The organism is Brevibacterium sp. K72 (assembly GCF_050562175.1).
Taxonomy (GTDB): domain Bacteria; phylum Actinomycetota; class Actinomycetes; order Actinomycetales; family Brevibacteriaceae; genus Brevibacterium; species Brevibacterium casei.
In genome coordinates this window covers 877,492-894,768 of record NZ_CP191582.1, presented here as the reverse complement: position 1 = coordinate 894,768, position 17,277 = coordinate 877,492, and the positions used below count along the sequence as shown (strand labels likewise).

15 protein-coding genes are annotated in these 17,277 nt (G+C 69.2%); 6 read left to right on the top strand and 9 right to left on the bottom strand.

Annotated features, from left to right (window positions below):
• Positions 1-62: 62 nt before the first annotated feature.
• Complete coding sequence (locus tag ACQ1RG_RS03970; protein WP_009376701.1) at positions 63-1,316, top strand: hybrid-cluster NAD(P)-dependent oxidoreductase; 1,254 nt, start codon at positions 63-65, stop codon at positions 1,314-1,316.
• Between the two features lie 9 nt (positions 1,317-1,325).
• Here ACQ1RG_RS03970 and ACQ1RG_RS03965 read toward each other — a convergent pair whose 3' ends face one another.
• A complete protein-coding gene (locus ACQ1RG_RS03965) occupies positions 1,326-2,318 on the bottom strand; it encodes a proline racemase family protein (protein WP_009376699.1) in 993 nt (330 codons plus the stop codon).
• Positions 2,319-2,349: 31 nt separating this feature from the next.
• On the bottom strand, positions 2,350-4,473 hold the full coding sequence (locus tag ACQ1RG_RS03960; protein WP_009376697.1) for an FAD-dependent oxidoreductase: 2,124 nt from the start codon (positions 4,471-4,473) through the stop codon (positions 2,350-2,352).
• Positions 4,474-4,708: 235 nt separating this feature from the next.
• Between ACQ1RG_RS03960 and ACQ1RG_RS03955 the strand changes: the two genes are divergently transcribed.
• Positions 4,709-5,539: a GntR family transcriptional regulator gene (locus ACQ1RG_RS03955; protein ID WP_009376695.1), complete on the top strand. Its 831-nt coding sequence runs from the start codon at positions 4,709-4,711 to the stop codon at positions 5,537-5,539.
• Positions 5,540-5,619: 80 nt separating this feature from the next.
• Here ACQ1RG_RS03955 and ACQ1RG_RS03950 read toward each other — a convergent pair whose 3' ends face one another.
• Both ACQ1RG_RS03950 and ACQ1RG_RS03945 read right to left on the bottom strand, forming a co-directional pair.
• Positions 5,620-7,128 carry an MFS transporter gene (locus ACQ1RG_RS03950; RefSeq protein WP_081590970.1) on the bottom strand — a complete coding sequence of 503 codons (1,509 nt, stop codon included), beginning with the start codon at positions 7,126-7,128 and terminating at the stop codon, positions 5,620-5,622.
• A gap of 405 nt (positions 7,129-7,533) precedes the next feature.
• A complete protein-coding gene (locus tag ACQ1RG_RS03945) occupies positions 7,534-9,120 on the bottom strand; it encodes an aminotransferase class I/II-fold pyridoxal phosphate-dependent enzyme (protein WP_430600556.1) in 1,587 nt (528 codons plus the stop codon).
• Between the two features lie 90 nt (positions 9,121-9,210).
• On the opposite strand from ACQ1RG_RS03945, the gene ACQ1RG_RS03940 reads away from it, so the two are divergent.
• The gene (locus ACQ1RG_RS03940) at positions 9,211-10,200 is read left to right on the top strand and encodes a LysR family transcriptional regulator (RefSeq protein ID WP_259801212.1); all 990 of its coding nucleotides are present in this window, start codon (positions 9,211-9,213) and stop codon (positions 10,198-10,200) included.
• A 27-nt stretch (positions 10,201-10,227) separates the two neighbouring features.
• Here ACQ1RG_RS03940 and ACQ1RG_RS03935 read toward each other — a convergent pair whose 3' ends face one another.
• The 4 genes from ACQ1RG_RS03935 to ACQ1RG_RS03920 form a co-directional block, all read right to left on the bottom strand.
• A complete protein-coding gene (locus ACQ1RG_RS03935) occupies positions 10,228-10,686 on the bottom strand; it encodes an RrF2 family transcriptional regulator (protein WP_040341421.1) in 459 nt (152 codons plus the stop codon).
• A 145-nt stretch (positions 10,687-10,831) separates the two neighbouring features.
• Positions 10,832-11,728 (bottom strand): sulfite exporter TauE/SafE family protein, encoded by an 897-nt coding sequence (locus tag ACQ1RG_RS03930; RefSeq protein ID WP_259801210.1) that lies wholly within the window; start codon positions 11,726-11,728, stop codon positions 10,832-10,834.
• A gap of 425 nt (positions 11,729-12,153) precedes the next feature.
• On the bottom strand, positions 12,154-12,891 hold the full coding sequence (locus ACQ1RG_RS03925; RefSeq protein WP_259801208.1) for a GH25 family lysozyme: 738 nt from the start codon (positions 12,889-12,891) through the stop codon (positions 12,154-12,156).
• Between the two features lie 38 nt (positions 12,892-12,929).
• Complete coding sequence (locus ACQ1RG_RS03920) at positions 12,930-14,195, bottom strand: pyridoxal phosphate-dependent aminotransferase (RefSeq protein ID WP_009376685.1); 1,266 nt, start codon at positions 14,193-14,195, stop codon at positions 12,930-12,932.
• Positions 14,196-14,421: 226 nt separating this feature from the next.
• Between ACQ1RG_RS03920 and ACQ1RG_RS03915 the strand changes: the two genes are divergently transcribed.
• Genes ACQ1RG_RS03915 through ACQ1RG_RS03905 form a run of 3 tightly spaced genes read left to right on the top strand, consistent with a single transcriptional unit; the run spans position 14,422 to position 16,602 of the window.
• The gene (locus ACQ1RG_RS03915) at positions 14,422-15,042 is read left to right on the top strand and encodes a TetR family transcriptional regulator (protein WP_176472404.1); all 621 of its coding nucleotides are present in this window, start codon (positions 14,422-14,424) and stop codon (positions 15,040-15,042) included.
• 43 nt (positions 15,043-15,085) lie between these two features.
• Positions 15,086-15,871 (top strand): ABC transporter ATP-binding protein, encoded by a 786-nt coding sequence (locus ACQ1RG_RS03910; RefSeq protein WP_095375307.1) that lies wholly within the window; start codon positions 15,086-15,088, stop codon positions 15,869-15,871.
• A complete protein-coding gene (locus tag ACQ1RG_RS03905) occupies positions 15,868-16,602 on the top strand; it encodes an ABC transporter permease (RefSeq protein ID WP_095375308.1) in 735 nt (244 codons plus the stop codon). Before ACQ1RG_RS03910 ends, ACQ1RG_RS03905 begins: the two co-directional genes overlap by 4 nt.
• A 72-nt stretch (positions 16,603-16,674) precedes the next feature.
• Here the strand turns inward: ACQ1RG_RS03905 and ACQ1RG_RS03900 are convergent, their stop codons facing one another.
• Complete coding sequence (locus ACQ1RG_RS03900; RefSeq protein WP_095375309.1) at positions 16,675-17,250, bottom strand: GNAT family N-acetyltransferase; 576 nt, start codon at positions 17,248-17,250, stop codon at positions 16,675-16,677.
• Positions 17,251-17,277: the final 27 nt, after the last annotated feature.

The window sequence follows — 17,277 nt, the reverse complement described above, 5'->3', positions numbered from 1 at the left end:
GGTACGTGAGGTCGCCGTTCCCGCTCGTCGCACCGGAAACGCCGAGCAGGTCGAGGTTCCGAGTGCCGGCACTCGCGACCCCCGCTGCCCGACCCCGCGGCACGGACGGACTCCGCGACACGGGCGAGCTCCGCGACGCTGACGAGTTCCGCGACACGGACGAGGGGATCACCGGTCTCGCCGTCTGCACTGCCATCACCGCGAACACCCGCGACGTCATCACGATTGAGCTGTGGACACCGTGGCTGAACAGGGCCGACTTCGAACCCGGCCAGTACCTCACGGTGCACGTGCCCGAGCTCGGACTCGACCGCTGCTACTCGATCTCCTCGGCGCCGTTCGGCACGAACACGCTGACGATCACCGTCAAACGACAGGCGGGTCCGGTCTCGGCCTACCTCCACGACCGGCTCCGGGTCGGTGACCGACTCCATGTCGACGGGCCGTACGGCCTCTTCAGCACGAGCTTCCATCCCGCCCGCCGCCACCTCTTCGTCTCCGCGGGGTCGGGGATCACCCCGATCATGTCGATGGTCCGTGCGCTGCTCGCCCGCAATCCTCCCGAGACGATCGACATCGTCCTCCTCCACAGCGCCTCGACCCCCGACGACATCGTCTTCCGCACCGAACTCGACCAGTTGGCCGAGGTCCCCGGGATCACCGTCATCACGATGTGCTCCCGCGACTCCGCGACCGAGGTCTGGAGCGGTCCGCGCGGTCGGATCCGCCGGGACGTCCTCGAGTCGGTCACCGACCTCACCGAACGGGAGGCCTTCGTCTGCGGGCCCAGCGGATTCATGGACACCGTCCGTTCCCTGCTCGCCGAGGCGGGGGTGAGCCGAGTGCACGAGGAGACGTTCGCCTTCGCGACGACTCCCGCGCAGCGGCTCGCTCGCCGCAGAACCCCGGCGACGGAGGGTGTAGGCGCGACAGTCTCCGCCGGAGCGAAGGTCGCTTCGGGAGTGACGGTTTCCGCAGGAGCGACGGTTCCCGCGGGAGCGAGGCTCTCCGCAGGAGCGCCGATCTCTGCGGGAACGGGGTCGTCGGCGCCACCGGCTTTCACCGTCGAGTTCGCCGCGAGCGGCCTGTCCGTCGACTGCGACGCCGAGACGACCGTGCTCGATGCCGCGCTCGCCGCAGGACTGACCGTCCCCTCGTCATGCGAGTCGGGCATGTGCGGGACGTGCAAGTCCGACCTCCTCTCCGGAGAGGTCGAGATGAGCCATGAGGGCGGCATCCGTCCGAAGGAGATCGCCGCCGGGAAGTTCCTTCCCTGCTGTTCGACGCCGCTGAGTGACCTCGTCATCGACCGGTGAGCAGGCCGCTCACCGCAGGACGAAGCCCGGGACGAGGTCATCCTTCGGGTCGACGGTGAAGCTCGACTCAGCGACTTGGTGCGCCGTGCCGGTGACGACGGGGACGACACCGTCATCGGTGACGTCGAGGACCCGCGCGGTGAAGCGCGTGCCGACGATCGACTCGTGGACGAGCCGCTGCCCGTCACCGAGCTCGCCGGTCGCATGGAGGGCGGCGACCCTTGCCGCTGTGCCCGACCCACACGGGGACCGATCGACCTGCCCGTCGGCGAAGATCGTGACATTGCGCTGGTGGAGCTCGCCGGCTGAGGTGGTGCCGAGCCGGTCGACGACGATCGTCCCGTACACCCCGCTCAGTCGCTCGTCATCCGGGTGGACGGTCAGCGGATGTCCGCGCAGTCCCGCCTTCACCTCCCGTCCGAAGGCGATGAGCTCGCCGAGGCGGTCGGGAGTGACGTCGATTCCGCTGTCCTCGACACAGGCGTAGAGCGCCCCGCCCCATGCGAGATCGACCTCGACGGGACCCTGGCTCGTCTCCACCGTGACTCCTGAGGCGACGAGGCGGCTGGGCACATTGACGAAGTCGACGGCGGTTACGGCGCCCTCGGCGTCAGTGTGCACGCTCGCCCTCACCCTGCCCGAGGGGACGTCGATGACGACCTCGGTGGGACCCGCCTCGGCGGGGCGGATGAGCCCGGACTCGACCGCCCAGACACCGAGCGCCATCGTCCCGTGACCGCACGCGGTGGAGAACCCGTCCTTGTGCCAGAAGAGGACGCCGAGGTCCGCGCCGTCATCATCGGGCGGGACGAGGAACCCGCCGTACATGTCGGCATGCCCGCGCGGTTCGAAGCAGAGCAGCCGACGCAGTCCGTCGACCTCCGGACTGGCGATCGCGCTCGCCCGCCGGTCGGCGACGGCGGACCCGGCGATGTCGATCGGCGGGTTCGCGACGATCCGGAACGGCTCCCCGGCCGTGTGGTAGTCGACCGTCTTTATCATCACTGTGGGTCTCCCTTTCCCTGACACTGCGTCACAGTCCCATCCCGACCCGCAGGCCCTCGAGCACCGCGGCATGGATGTTGCGGGAGGCGACGGCGTCCCCGATCCGGAAGAGCGCGAAGGACCCGGCGGCCTCGGCGGGCTCGGCACGCGTGGGGGGACGGGGCTGCTCGGCAGCGTCGGCCGCCTCGGCGGATTCGTCAGCCGTGGTGGGACGGGACGATGGCCCGGTCGCGGGCTGCGGATGCCCGTGTACCCAGGCGTCGAGGTCGATCTCGCCCCGGTTGCGTGAGCGTTCGCGCAGCTCGAGGTAGACGTCGTCGTTGGGCACCGTCCCGTGATCGACGACGACGGCATCCGCCTCGACCGCGGACTCGAGATCGGAGTACTCGTTGCGCAGTCCTGCCCGGACCCGCGTCCCCTCGGGCGCTGCCGCGACGAGGCGCTCGCCGAGGCGGACGTCGACGCCGAATTCGGAGAATGCCCGCAGGTAGGCGGGGGAGTTCATCGAGCCGACGTCGATGCCGATGGTCCGCTCGGGACTGACGTAGACGACCTCCTGTCCGCCCCGGGCGAGGCGTTCGACGGCATCGAGGGCGGGATAGGCTCCGTGGTCGTCGAAGACGAGCACCCGGGACTTCGCGCGCAGATGATCGTCCATGACGTCCCAGACGTCGAACGGCTGGGTCCCGCCGAGCGGAGGTCCGGTGTCGGGGATCCCCCCGGTGGCGACGATGACGACGTCGGGATCGAGGGCGAGCACCGCCTCGGCGTCGGCGAAGGCGTTGAGACGCAGATCCACACCGTGCTTGGCGCACTGCTGGACGCGCCAGTCGACGATCCCGATGAGGTCCCGGCGGCGCTCGGAGCGGGCGGCGATGCGGACCTGACCGCCGGGCGCGGAGTCGGCCTCGAGGACGGTGACCCGGTGCCCGCGGACCGCGGCGACGCGGGCGGCCTCGAGACCTGCGGGGCCGGCCCCGACGATGACGACGTGCTTGACCTCGGCGACGGAATCCTTCGGGACCTCCTGCGGGAGATCGGCCTCCCGGCCGCTCGCAGGATTGTGGATGCACGTCGCCGAACCGGAGGTGTAGATGCTGTCGAGGCACATGTTCGCGCCCACGCAGGGACGGATGTCGTCCTCACGGTGCTCGGCGATCTTGCGGACGAGATGGGGGTCGGCCAGTTGCGCCCGCGTCATCCCGACGAGATCGAGACAGCCGTCCTCGATCGCCCACCGGGCGGTCGGAACATCGGCGATGCGCGCGGCATGGAGGACGGGGATCTCGATCGCCTTCCGGATCCTCCGACACGTCTCGAGCCACGGGGCCGAGGGGGTGCCCATGCCCGGGATCGCCTCGGCGAGCACCCTGTCGGAGCCGATCGTGCCGACGTTGAGGTTGAGGAAGTCGATGCCGTGGGCGGCGTAGACCTCGAGCACATCGGTTGCGCGGTCCTCGCGCATCCCGTCGTCGCGGCGCTCGTCGACGGCCATCCTGATGCCGACGAGGAACCCGTCGGGCACGGCCTCCCTGACGGCGTCGATGATCCGGAGGGGGAAGCGCGTGAGATCGGCGAGCCCGCCGTTGCAGTCGTCGGTGCGCTCGTTGAGCCAGGGCGCGAGGAACGCGTCGAGGAGATGACCGGCATGCATGATCTCGATGCCGTCGAAGCCGGCGTCGGCGACCCGGGCGGCCGCGGCGGCGAAGTCGGCGACGATGCGATCCATGTCGAAGTCCTCGAGCGCCTTCGTGAACGACCGGTGCGCGGCCTCACGAGTGCGCGAGGGGGAGACGAGCGGCAGCCAGTCGCCGGTGAAGTTCGACGAACGCATGCCCAGATGGGTCGCCTGGATCATCACCGCCGCTCCCTCGGCATGACAGTCCTCGGCGATCGCCGCGAGCCACGGGGTCACCTCGTCGGTCGAGAGGTCGATGTTGCCGAAGGCCGCAGGAGAGTCGCGCGAGACGATCGCGGATCCGCCGATCATCGTCAGGCCGACGCCGCCGCGCGCCTTCTCCCGGTGGTAGAGGCGGTACCGGTCCTTGGGCATGCCGAGTTCGGTGTAGGCCGGCTCGTGCGAGGTCGAGACGATGCGGTTGCGCAGAGTGAGTCCGCCGAGGTCGTACGGCTGGAGCAGCGGGTCGTCCATTCCTCCTCCATCGCAGGAACGGGTTCCCTTCCGGGAACGAGCGGAATAGGTAATCGATTACCGACTACCGTGCTTCCATCGTCGATTCTCCGGGCTATGCTGTCAATAGCTCTGCGAAGTTTGTGCGGGAGTCGGACGAGCAGATCGCGCGGGAGTTCAGCGTGCAGGTTTGTGCGGGAGAGTTCGACCGGAACTCCGGCGAGCAGATCGCGACAGGTGAGCGAGGAGGGTGAGCATGGATCGACCAACGGCACCACCGTCGCTGCGCGAGCACGCGCTGGCGATCATCCGCGACGCGATCGCCACCGGAGAGCTCGACGAGGAGCGGATCTACTCCGCCGCGGGACTCGCGAAGCAGCTGGGCATCTCGCTCAGTCCGGTGCGCGAAGCGATGATGGCCCTTGTCACCGAAGGCACCGTCGAGGCCGTGCCCAACCGCGGGTTCCGGCTCGTCCCGGTCACCGAGGCCGACCTCGAGGAGATCATCCGCATCCGTGTGCTCCTCGCCGTCCCCGCCGTCCGCGAACTCTGCCGGCAGTTGAGAAGTGCGGGCTCCGACGGCGGGACTCCGGAGGCCGGCGACCCGGAGATCGCCGGGACTCCGGAGGCCGGCGACCCGGAGATCGCCGGGACCGGACCCGCAGGCGTGGCCGCCGATCCCGACTCAGCGCGCCCCGACACAGCCCACCCCGACACAGCCCACCCCGACACAGCCCGCCCCGACATCGGCGACCGGATGCGGCAGCTGCGCGAGCACGCCGAGGCGACGGTGACCGCCGCCGAAGCCGGGGACATCGTCGGCTTCTACACCCACGACCGCCGGTTTCATGAGTCCCTGCTCGCCTTCGGCCTCGGATCCCGGGCCGCGGAGATCAGCCTGCGCCTGCGCGATCAGTCGCGCATCGGCGGGCAGGCGCCGGTCGGAGGGGTCGCGGTCGAGGACATCGCGGTCACCTCGGCGAAGGAGCTCATCGACATCGTCGACCTCATCGAAACCGGGGCCGATGATGAGGTGGCCGAGCTCGTCACCCGCAACCTCTACTTCTTCCGGCGCACGGAGGCCTGAGCCGCCCGAGACGACCGGCGCCCCTCGACGCGGGCGGCCAAGCGCGGGCGTCGAGGGGCGAGAACGGGAAGGGCGAGCGCTTACCTCCCGGCGCCGATCGGCATCGTCTCCGGGTCGATGTCGGGGTTGTCGTCCTGGGTCTTCTCGAGCTCGACGGCCTCCTCGTGCGAGCTCACGGTCGGGAACGACCCGAGGAGGGGCCGGTGCGCCGACTCCTTCATGAAGCACACGGCGACGAACGCGATCACCGAGAAGAACATGATGTAGAAGGCAGGCATGTACGAGTTGCCGGTGAGATCGATGAGCGCCTGGCTGAACAGCGGAGTCGTGCCGCCGAACAGGGAGACGCCGAGGTTGAAGGTCAGTCCCATGCCGCCGTAGCGCGAGGCGGTGGGGAAGAGCGCGGGCAGCGTCGAGGCGAGGCAGGCGATGTAGAACGCCGCGGGGACGGCGACCATGAAGAGGGCGATCGTCACCGCCCACATCTCACCGATCTGCATGACCGCGAAGGCGGGGACGATGAGGACGATCGTCAGCCCGGCGGCGAGGCCGAAGACGAACTTCCGCCCGAGCCTGTCCGAGAGACGTCCGATGAGCGGCAGGCTCGCCGACATGAGGACGAGCACGGGGATCGTCACGACGGCTGCCTGGATGTTCGAGACCTTGACCGTCTCCTCGAGGTAGGTCGGCATGAAGCTCGTGAGGGCGTAGCCGATCGTCTGCGATCCCGCGACGATCGCGATGCCGATGAGGATCTCCTTCCAGAAGTGACGGATGACGCCAATGAGCCCGTGGCGGGCGTAGGGGTCGTCGTTGTCCTTCGTCACGAGGCCCTCGTGCTGGGCCGCTTCGAAGCCGGGGGTCTCGGGGATCTTCATCCGGAACCAGATCGCGACGACGCCGAGCGGGATCGCGACGAGGAACGGGATCCTCCAGCCGCCGTCGACCATCGCGTTCTCGCCCCAGATGCTCGTCGTCACCACCGAGGTGATGGCGACGGTGCCCGCACCGGCTGCGAAGCCGAGGTACGAGCCGACGTCGAGCCACGACGCCCAGTAGCCGCGCGACTTGTCGGGAGCGAACTCGGAGACGTAGGTCGTCGCACCGGCGTACTCGCCGCCGGTCGAGAAGCCCTGGATCATCTTGAGGATGTAGAGGGGGATGATCACCCACAGTCCGACCTGGGCGGCCGTGGGGAGCATGCCGATGAGAGCGGTGGCGGTGGCCATCGTCGCCATCGTGAAGAAGAGGACCTTCTGCCGGCCGATCTTGTCGCCGAGGGGTCCGAGCACCATGCCGCCGAGCGGGCGGACGAGGAACGAGACCGCGAAGCCGAGCAGGGTGACGAGCAGACCCATCTGCTTGTCCATGCCCTCGGTGAACACGGTCGTCATCGTCACGGCGAGGTAGCCGTAGACGCCGAAGTCGAACCATTCCATGAAGTTGCCGACGGTGGTCCCGCCGATCGCGGTGCGGATGGACTTCGGTTCGACGACGATGCAGTCATCGGCATCCAAACGCTTCTTCCTCCGCTTGATGCGGAAGGGCTTTCGGCCTTCCCTGGACGGTTCCGAGTGGCCGGTGGTCATCTGAGAATCCTCACGTTGACAGCAGTGCAATCGCCGCTCACATGCTGGGCGGCAAAAAGACAATGCAGAACATCATTGCGCGGTGTGCAAACCATGTCAACAGTCGGAGTGAACCGGATCACGCAAGACAGCTTGTTTCCCTGGTGCGCGATGCGACCGTACTCTGGGCGGCTCGAGGGCGCAGGAGCCCTTGTGCGACAAGGCAGAGACGGCCCTGCCGATCATCGACCTCGGCCGTGTTCGTCACCTCGGCAGATGTGATCATCACGACCCCCGCCGAGGTGGGTGTGCGTTCCCCGCCGAGGTGGTGCTCCGATCCGACCGCGGCCGGATCTCCGGCCCCAGAAGATAGGCGTGCGGACCCCATCGAGACGGGATCCGCACGCGTGCGAGGCGATGCTCAGATCAGAGCGGAGAGTCTCCTGCGTGGGGATCGCGGACGACGCGGAAGGACTCGAGTCCGGGATCGACGCTGCCGCGGACGTGGCCGGACGGGCTCGCGGCGACGGCCTGGAGGAAGGCGACGGTCTCCGCGGTGATCTCCTCACCGGGAAGGACGTTCGGAATCCCGGGCGGGTACGCCGCGAGCGAGCTTACGCTGATCCGGCCGGCCGCCTCGGCGGCGGGGACGACCTCGGACTCGTCGAAGAACGCCTCACGGGGGAGCATGACCAGATCACCGGCGCTCGGCAGCGGCGGGATCTCGACGGGGGTGTCCTCGACAGCGTCCTCGACTGCTGCCGCGCCGACTGCTGCCTCGTCGTCCGCGGCGGCGTCGACCGTCGCCGCGTGCTCGTCCCGGAGTTCGTCGAGGGCGGTGAGCAGCGGGGTGATGTCGGGGGACTTGCCGAGTCCGATGAGCGCGACGAGGGTGGTGGCCGTGGCCATCTCGGCGAAGATGCCGTAGTCCTCTGCCAGCCGCTTGCGGATCGTGTGCCCGTCGAGGCCGGTGGCGGTGATGTCGATGGGCAGGCGGAACGGGTCGATGTCGACGACGTCGGGATGACTGAGGAAGTCGCCGGAGAGCAGGCGGTAGCGCCCCGTTCCCTCGACCTGGGCGCGCATCTGCCGGATGTTCTCGAGCGAGTCGGTGATCGCGTCCTCGGCGTTGACGAGCTCCCGGCGGGCGATGTCGATCGACGCCATGAGGTGGGCGTTCTCGCTCGTCGAGGCCGTCATCATGAAGGCGCGGGCGAGTGCCGGCTCGAGGCGATCGGCGTATTCGGTGTCGCCGAGGTGGAGGAGAGCGGACTGGGTGAAGGAGCCCGCGAGTTTGTGGGTGCTCATGATGACCATATCGGCCCCGAGCGTCACCGGGGAGGCCGGCAGGTCGGGGTGGAAGCCGAAGTGGGCGCCCCAGGCCGCGTCGACGACGAGCATCGCGCCGGCCTCATGGGCCACCTCGGCGAGTGCCGCGACGTCGGCGACGGCACCGAAGTAGCTCGGGGTGACGAGGTAGACCGCGGTGACCTTCTCCGGGTGCATGCGGATGGCGTGGCGCAGGGCGTCGGGGGTGACGCCGTGGGCGATGCCGTTGACCTCATCGACGCTGGGGGACACAAAGCGGGGGTTGAGTCCGGCGAGCACGATGCCGTCGATGAAGCTCGAGTGGGCGCTGCGCTGGGTGATGACTCCGGTGCCGAGGGTGCCGATGGCCAGGGCCGCCATTCGGTTGCCCTGCGAGGAGCCGTTGGTGAGGAACCAGGTCCGCCTGGCCCCCCAGGCTTCGGCCGCCAGCTGCAGCGCTTCGTCCTTCGGGGTGTCGACGCCGAGGTCGATGCCGTCGAAGAGCGGGGGGATGTCGAGGGCGAGCGTGTGCTCGCCGAAGAAATCGGCCTGACCTGCGGAGATCCCTTCCCGATTGCCGCCGTGCCCCGGAGTCGAGAGGAAGAGCGAATCGCGGCCCGCCGCCGTCGCGAGGGCGTCGGCGTAGGGCGCGCGCGTGTGCGCGCGGGCGGTTGCGGGCATGGGGGAGTCCTGGTGCACGGTCATGTCTCCAATGTAAGGAGCGAGGAGTCTGAGGAGAATACCAAGTTTCCTCCCGTACTCTATAGCCACTATAGAGATTATGGGGGTAGACCAATGGAAGTCCTCGATACTCGGGGTCTCGTGGCGCTGCGCGCCGTTGCCGACTCCGGGTCGGTCGCCGCAGCGGCCTCAGCGCTCGGCTGGAGCCAGCCCACGGTCAACCATCACCTCGGCAACCTCGAGCGATCGCTCGGGGCCACGCTCGTCGATCGCACCCCGCGCGGATCGCACCCGACGACTGTCGGCGCCCTCGTCGTCACCCGCGGCGTCGAGATCCTCGGACTCTGCGACCGCCTCATCGACGAGGTCGGCCTGTGGCGCGACTCCCAGGCGGTGCCGGTGAAGATCGGAGCCGTTCCGACTGTCGGCGCCCGCGTCATCCCCAAACTCCACCACGAGCTGCAGAAGCGACCGCGCTGGCACCAGGACTCTCCGGGGCTCGGGGCGGCGCTCGATGTGACGATGGATGAGCACGCGAAGCTCGTCTCCCGCCTCGAAGCCGGGGACCTCGACCTCGCGCTCCTCGTCTCGACCGACGTCGACAAAGTGTGGATCCCGCCGAGCCTCACTGCCGAGCACCTCTACTCCGAACGGCTCTTCCTCTGCGTGCCCGCATCCGTCGGTCCCATCCCCGTCGATGCCCACGGGATGCCGGACTTCGCCGCCCTCGTCACGCAGTCGTGGGCCTTCAGCATCGACCCGGGCGATGCGATCGACGAGGTCATCCGGGCGCTGTGCCTCGCCGCGGGCTTCGAACCCCGGGTGGGCATGCGGATGGACGACTACGCGGCGATCAACCGGATGATCGCCGCCGGACTCGCCGTCGCGATGATCCCCGAGTCGTCACTGCCGAGCGATCCCGAGATCGACGTGGTGCCGCTGCCGCTCACGGCCGCCCGCCGCGACGTCCTCCTCGTCTCCCGCGCCCGGGTGCTCGGTCCGAGCCGCCGACCCGCGCGCCACGATCCGATCGCCGCCGCCCATTCCGCCGCCCTCGCCGAGGTGGACGCCGACGTCCGCACGGTCACCGCGGTCTGGCGGTGAGGACACCGAGTTTCCAGTGGTGAGCGCTCAGTGCGGTTGCCAGGCGTCTTCGATCGCGGCCTTGTCGGCGATCTCCGGAGGCAGAGTCTTCGCCGCGAGGTCGGCGATCGTCACCTTCTCGAGGACGTCACGCAGCGCATAGCGGGCGGCGACCCAGACCTGCTGGAGCGCCTCGGCGGCGGCATCGTACTCGACGGCCTCGGGGCGTTGGCCGTAGATGGAGACGAGGGGGCCGTCGACGGCGCGGATGACATCGGCTGCGGTCACCTCGGCGGCGGAGTCCGCGAACCGCCACCCTCCGGACTTCCCGCGCACGGACACGAGGATGCCTGCCCGGCGGAGGTCGGCGAGGATGGCCTGGAGGAATCCCTTCGGGATGTCCTGGCGGCGGCCGAGTTCGTCGGCGCTGATGGGGTCGCCGTCGCCGCTGGCGGCGATCTCGATGAGCGCGCGCAGCGCGTAGTCGGATTTCGTGGTGACCCGCATGCCGTCATCGTACAGCGGCACCGTCCTCGCACTGCGGGACCGTGAAGGTGCAGCGGCGCCGTCGTCGTGCGGCGGGACTGTCATCGTACGGCGGCACCGCGGCCCGACCGTGGTCGTTCCGCGGTGCCGTGGACGGCTCAGCGGCTCATGCGTCGGCCGCGACCGGTTCGGCCGCCTCCTCGCGTCGCGACTTCCGCTCGAGGCGGACGACATGGACGAGGAGCGAGACCCAGACGAGCGCGAGCCCGATGAGGATCGTCGTGAGCACCGGGGTCGAGGCGCCGAGAGCCAGTGCGATCGTCCGTGCGTTGGTGAGGATGATGATGCCGCCCGCGGCGATCGCGAGCACCTTCGCGGGGAGGATCTTCACCAGCCACGCGGCGAAGGGGGCAGCGATGATGCCGCCGACGAGGAGGGCCCCGGCGATCGACCACTCGATGCCCTGTGAGCCGAGGGCGAAGAGGAAGCCGAGCGAGCCGCCGACGGCGACGACGAACTCGCTGGTGTCGATTGAGCCGACGACCTTGCGCGGTTCGAGACGACCGGAGGAGAGCAGCGTCGTCGTGCCGACGGGACCCCAGCCCCCGCCGCCGATCGCGTCGAGGGCGCCGCCGACGAGGCCGATGGGGACGAGGAGGGTCTTCCCCGGACGTGCTTTGAACGTCGGCCTCGCCCCGCCGAGGGCGAGGAAGCGCCAGATCACGTAGACGCCGAGGGCGAGCAGGAGGCCCGAGATCCACGGCGTCGCCGCATCGCCATTGAGACCGGCGAGGAAGGTCGCCCCGGCGAAGGCGCCGATGAAGCCGGGCACGGCGAGGATGAGGACGGTGCGCCAGTCGACGTTGCCGAACTTGTGGTGGGAGATGCCGGAGACGAGGGAGGTGCCGATCTCGGAGAAGTGCACCGCCGCCGAGGCGGTCGCCGGGGCGATGCCCGTCGCCAGCAGCAGGGTCGTCGACGTCACGCCGTACGCCATGCCGAGGGAGCCGTCGATGAGCTGGGCGATGAGCCCGACGATGCCTAAGACGATGAGCTGCCGCATGGAGGCCGCCTTTCCGTTGCGTGAGGATTGTTGAGCAGTTCTGCGGTACCCCCACACAATAGCCACTAAGTTGAGTGGATTACTACACTATGAACTTCTGTGACGCGGCGAGGCGGAGAGTGGCGGTGATTCGGCGGATGGTCGCGGTGTCTCGGGCCGCGTTGGGCCTGTCTGCTGAAGGGCTGGCGGCGGGAATCGTCGGTTGGGCGGTGCGGGATCAGTGGGTGGGGAGCCAAGATTGCTCAACTGTGTCGTCGTGATGGGGGAGATGCCGAGGTAGTGGAGGAGATGCCGTCGCGGAGGACACGATGCCGACGTGGTGGAGGGGTGGAGTGCGTGCCGGGGTGCGTTCGGCGGCGGGGTGCGCTGCCGTCCGGCGCCGGGTTGTCGGGATGCCGGGATGCCGGGGTGCACCGGTCGTTCGACTACTCCGAGCGGGGGATGGCGCCGAGGCGGAGGACGTCGAGGTCGACCTGCCCCTCGATGCCGTCGATCTTCGCGAAGTAGTGGACCTGCCACATCGTCCAGCTGTCGTCGGCCGGCCGGACGAAGTAGTTCGTCACCCACTGCGGGCGCTCGGCCAGCGCGCCGATCGAATACTCGGAGGTGAAGGACCCCCTCGCGTAGACGAGCAGGGGCCGACCCCACGCCTCCTCGACGGTGCGGCGGAAGTCGGTGAGCTCGGCATCGACCTCGGCCTGGGACGGTCGCCTCTCGCACGCGCCGATGAGCTCGAGATCGATCGCCGGGGCGAGCGCATCCGCGTCGGGCGGGGCTGCTGAGAGGAAGTTCTCGGCCTGTTCGTTGCCCGGCGAGCACAGGGTGAAGAAGTGGTAGGCGCCGCGACGGATCCCGGCCTCGCCTGCACCCGCCCAGTTCTCGGTGAAGCGGGGGTCGACGTAGTCGTTGCCCTCGGTCGCCTTGATCATCGCGGCCCCGACGTCGTCACCGGCGACGGCTGGCCAGTCGATGGCGCCCTGATGGTTGGAGACGTCGATCGCGAGCACCTCGCCCGCCTGGAGTGCCGGCCTGCCGTTCGGCACGTAGGCGAACCACCAGGCGGCACCGATGCCGACGACAGCGACGAGGACGATCGCGGTGACGATCAGCGGCCTGCGCGAACGCCTGCCGCGTCGCTGTCGTGAGGAGTGGTGTGCGCCCATCACCCCAGGTTAGCGGCGGTCCCGCTATCCCCACGAGCTCAGGCCGCGCCCTCGACATCACGGACGACGGGCAGCTCGCACGTCGTCGGCGCGACCTGGTGGTAACCGGAGAGGAACTCGCCGAGGCGACCGATCGACTCCTCGAGCACGTCGACCGAGGGCAGTGTGACGAGCCGGAAGTGATCGGGGCGCGACCAGTTGAACGCGGTGCCGTGGGAGATGAGGATCTTCTGTTCGCGCAGGAGGTCGAGCGCGAACTGCTCGTCGTCGGTGATCCCGAACCTCTCGGTATCGAGCTTCGCGAAGAGGTAGAGCGCCCCATCGGCCTGCTGCGCGCTCACGCCGTCGATCGCGTTGAGCCCGGCATGGGCGACGGCCATCTGCTCGCCGAGGCGACCGGTCGGCAGGACGAGGTCCTCGATCGACTGGCGACCGCCGAGAGCGGCCTGGATCGCGTGCTGAGCCGGGACGTTCGCGCACATCCGCATGTTCGCGAGCAGGGTGATCCCCTCGATGTAGCTCTTCGCCTCCGACAGCGGTCCGGTGATCGCGAGCCAGCCCGCCCGGTATCCGGCGATCCGGTAGGCCTTCGACAGGCCCGAATACGTCAGACACAGCACGTCGTCGCCGGTCAGGGTCGCCAGGTTGACCATCTCGACGCCGTTGTAGGTGATCTTCTCGTAGATCTCGTCGGCGAAGACGATGAGGTCGTGTCGGCGGGCGATGTCAACGATCGCGGCGAGCGTCTCGCGCGGGTAGACGGCGCCGGTCGGGTTGTTCGGGTTGATGACGACGATGCCGCGGGTGTGGTCGGTGATCTTCGACTCGAGGTCCTCGAGGTCGGGCAGCCAGCCGTTCTCGTCATCGCAGAGATAGTGCTTCGGGGTGCCTCCGGACAGCGCCACCGAGGCGGTCCACAGCGGGTAGTCGGGACTGGGGACGAGGATCTCGTCGCCGGGATTGCACAGTGCCTGCAGGGAGAGGGTGATGAGCTCGCTCACCCCGTTGCCGAGGAAGACCTCACGCGTATCGAGGTTCGTGATCCCCTTCGACTCGTAGTGCTGGACGACCGCGCGGCGACCGGAGAGGATGCCCCGGGACTCGGAGTAGCCCTGTGCGTGGGGCAGGTGCCCGACCATGTCCTGGACGATCGCCTCGGGGGCTTCGAAGCCGAAGGGTGCCGGATTGCCGATGTTGAGCTTGAGGATCGTGTGTCCCGCTGCCTCCATCGCCTCCGCCTCCTCGAGGACGGGTCCCCGGATGTCATAGAGGACGTTGGCCAGCTTCGACGACTGCCTGAACATGTGAGCCTTTCCCTGAGAGTGCTGCCTCTCCCACGCTATTGCCCGACCCTGGGTGGTTCCGACCGGACAGAGGCGCGTTTCGAACACCTTTGGCCGCCGGGGCGGACCGTTGTGCAGACCTTTGCGCCGCAGTGGCGTCCGGACCAGCGCGCGATGCCGGTGCCGGCGCGGTCTGCTCCCTCCGTGCACAGTGCCCAGCCGATCGCGCCCGACTAAGCTGAGGTCTGTGCCCCCGAACCAGCGCCGCCGCGGTCGTCCGCCGAAGTCGTCCGGCGGTGACGCGCGCCAGGCGATCGCCGAGGCGGCCGCCGCCGAGTTCTCCGAGCGCGGCTACGACGCCGCTTCGATGCGGGGGATCGCCCGCCGGGCCGGCGTCGACCCCGCCCTCATCCACCACTACTTCGACTCGAAGGCCGCCCTCTTCGCCGAGGCGGTCAGGCTTCCCGTGCGCCCCGACAGAATCGTCCGCGGCGCGCTCGACGCCCCGCTCGACCGCCTCGGCGATGCAATCGCGACGACGGTGCTCACGGCGTGGGAGGATCCGCGGGTCAAGCCCGTCGGCATCACCCTGCTCAAATCGGCGATCGGGGGTTCGGCCGCAGGCGGTCTGGTCAGGCAGTTCCTCGTCCGCGAGCTCGGCAGTCAGATCGCGGGGAGGCTTGCGGCCGAAGGCGTCGAGGCGACCGAGGCGGATCTGCGGGCCTCCCTCGTCCTCGCCCAGATGGCGGGGGCGCTCATCGTCCGGCACGTCATCGTCCTCGAACCGCTCGCCTCGGCGCCGCTGGACGAGGTGATCGCCCGGGTCGGTCCGGCTCTGCAGGGGCACATCGACGGTCGCGGCGGCTGACCGACCCTTGACGTGAGCGCGCATCGGGCGTGTAATTCATCATATGGTGAATAATTCGATCGAGATCCGGGACCTCACGGTCCGGCGCGGGAGGACGACGGTCCTCGACCGCCTCGATCTCAGCGTGCCCGGCGGGGAGATCGTCGGACTCCTCGGCCCGAGCGGCAGCGGGAAGACGACGCTCATGCGGGCGATCGTCGGGGTGCAGACCATCCGCGGCGGCGAGGTCAGCGTGCTCGGACGGCGCGCGGGATCGTCCGCACTGCGCCACCGGGTCGGCTACATGACCCAGCAGGCGAGCATCTACGACGACCTCACCGTCGAGCAGAACCTCCGCTACTTCGCCCGCGTCGTCGGGGCTCCCGCGACCGACGTCGCCCGAGTGATCGAGCGCACCGGGCTCAGCGCGCAGGCTCGCCAGCTCGCCCGGACGCTCTCAAGCGGTCAGGCGAACCGGGTGTCGCTCGCGGCGGCGATGCTCGGCACCCCCGAGCTGCTCGTCCTCGATGAGCCGACGGTCGGCCTCGACCCCGTGCTGCGCGCCGAACTCTGGGACATCTTCCGGGGGCTCGTCGACGACGGGGCGACGATCCTCGTCTCGAGCCATGTCATGGACGAGGCCACGCGCTGCGACCGGCTCCTCCTCATGCGCGACGGCCGTGTCATCGCCGACTCGTCTCTGCAGAGTCTCCTCCGCGAGACCGGGTCGGCGACGGCGGAGGACGCCTTCCTCCGGATCATCGAACGCGACCGCAGCAGCGACCGAGGTCAGGGCCACCGCCTCCTCGGCGAGAGGCGCCCCGCCCGGCCGAGGGGAGGTCGCCGATGACCCCGCAGCGCACGCTGGCCACGACGGGTCGCGTGCTCGCCCAGATCCGCCACGATCCCCGCACGATCGCCCTCCTCCTCGTCGTGCCGAGCCTGCTCATCGGGCTCGTCGCGTGGATCTTCGACGAGACCGATGTGTTCGAGACGATCGGGCCGGCGATGCTCGCGCTCTTCCCGTTCATCGTCATGTTCCTCGTCACGAGCATCAGCACCCTGCGTGAGCGGCGCAGCGGCACCCTCGAGCGCCTGCTGTCGATGCCGCTGGGCAAGGGCGACTTCATCCTCGGCTACACACTCGCCTTCGGGCTCCTCGCGATCGTCCAGACGGCGATCGCCGTCGCCTTCGCGGTGTGGGTGTGCGGACTGACGATCGACGGTTCGCTCGGCCTCCTCTTCGTCGTCGCGATCGCCGACGCCCTGCTCGGGACCGCACTCGGGCTGCTCGCGAGCGCGTTCGCCCGCACCGAATTCCAGGTCGTCCAGTTCATGCCGGTCCTCGTCTTCCCGCAGATCCTCCTCGGCGGGATCTTCCTCCCGCGTGACCGACTGCCCGACGTGCTCGAGGTGATCGGCGACTGGCTGCCGCTCTCCCACGCGATCGACGCGCTCACGGCGGTGGCGACCGGGGACGAGGACGCGGGCTGGGTGTGGCTGCGGATCCTCTTCATCGGCTGCTGGATCGTCGGGGCGATCGTCGTCGGGTCGCTCACCCTGCGCAGGCGCACCCCGTAGGAGCCGTGCGCGGTGCGTCGTCATCGCTCGCTGATGCGGCGGGCGGGGTGGTGCGATCGGGTCGGGAGGTGTTCACGCGGTGACGCGGTCGCTGGCGAGCATGGCGAAGACGAGGGTGTCGGTCCACTCGCCCTTCGACCACCAGTCCTGACGCAGATGCGCCTCCCGCTTCATCCCGATCCGCTCGGCCAGCTTCGCCGAGGCGGTGTTCCGGGCGTCCATCTGCGCGACGACCCGACGCAGCTCGCAGTCGTCGAAGGCCATGTTGAGTACGGCGATCGCGGCCTCCGAGGCGAAGCCGTGACCGCTCGCGGCAGGGTCGAGCACCCAGCCGATCTCCGCCTTCGTCGGATCATTGCCGTCGAGCCAGATCCCGATGTCGCCGATGACCCGCGACCCGGCGATCGCGTCGTTGTCGTCATCGGTCTCGATGACGAGGGCGAGCGCCTTCGCCTCCCTACTCAGCCCCGTGCGCTGCAGCCGCTTGCCGACCTCGGTGCGCGCCGCCTCGGCGGTCCACGGGTCGCCGAGGAGGAACCGCGAGACGTCCTCGCGGGAGTAGATCGGCAGCAGCGCCTCGGCGTCGGAGGGCTGGTAGGTGCGCAGTCGCAGCCGATCGGTGTGCAGCGTCAGTGCCGGCTCGCTCATAGCGTCTACCGAACCACGCCGGGATCC

Excerpts from the sequence above, each read along its gene's own strand:
- ACQ1RG_RS03965 (WP_009376699.1), bottom strand. The coding sequence starts at position 2,318 with ATGATAAAGACGGTCGACTACCACACGGCCGGGGAGCCGTTCCGGATC.
- ACQ1RG_RS03960 (WP_009376697.1), bottom strand. The coding sequence starts at position 4,473 with ATGGACGACCCGCTGCTCCAGCCGTACGACCTCGGCGGACTCACTCTG.
- ACQ1RG_RS03955 (WP_009376695.1), top strand. The coding sequence starts at position 4,709 with ATGGATCGACCAACGGCACCACCGTCGCTGCGCGAGCACGCGCTGGCG.
- ACQ1RG_RS03950 (WP_081590970.1), bottom strand. The coding sequence starts at position 7,128 with ATGACCACCGGCCACTCGGAACCGTCCAGGGAAGGCCGAAAGCCCTTC.
- ACQ1RG_RS03945 (WP_430600556.1), bottom strand. The coding sequence starts at position 9,120 with ATGACCGTGCACCAGGACTCCCCCATGCCCGCAACCGCCCGCGCGCAC.
- ACQ1RG_RS03940 (WP_259801212.1), top strand. The coding sequence starts at position 9,211 with ATGGAAGTCCTCGATACTCGGGGTCTCGTGGCGCTGCGCGCCGTTGCC.
- ACQ1RG_RS03935 (WP_040341421.1), bottom strand. The coding sequence starts at position 10,686 with ATGCGGGTCACCACGAAATCCGACTACGCGCTGCGCGCGCTCATCGAG.
- ACQ1RG_RS03930 (WP_259801210.1), bottom strand. The coding sequence starts at position 11,728 with ATGCGGCAGCTCATCGTCTTAGGCATCGTCGGGCTCATCGCCCAGCTC.
- ACQ1RG_RS03925 (WP_259801208.1), bottom strand. The coding sequence starts at position 12,891 with ATGGGCGCACACCACTCCTCACGACAGCGACGCGGCAGGCGTTCGCGC.
- ACQ1RG_RS03920 (WP_009376685.1), bottom strand. The coding sequence starts at position 14,195 with ATGTTCAGGCAGTCGTCGAAGCTGGCCAACGTCCTCTATGACATCCGG.
- ACQ1RG_RS03910 (WP_095375307.1), top strand. The coding sequence starts at position 15,086 with ATGGTGAATAATTCGATCGAGATCCGGGACCTCACGGTCCGGCGCGGG.
- ACQ1RG_RS03905 (WP_095375308.1), top strand. The coding sequence starts at position 15,868 with ATGACCCCGCAGCGCACGCTGGCCACGACGGGTCGCGTGCTCGCCCAG.
- ACQ1RG_RS03900 (WP_095375309.1), bottom strand. The coding sequence starts at position 17,250 with ATGAGCGAGCCGGCACTGACGCTGCACACCGATCGGCTGCGACTGCGC.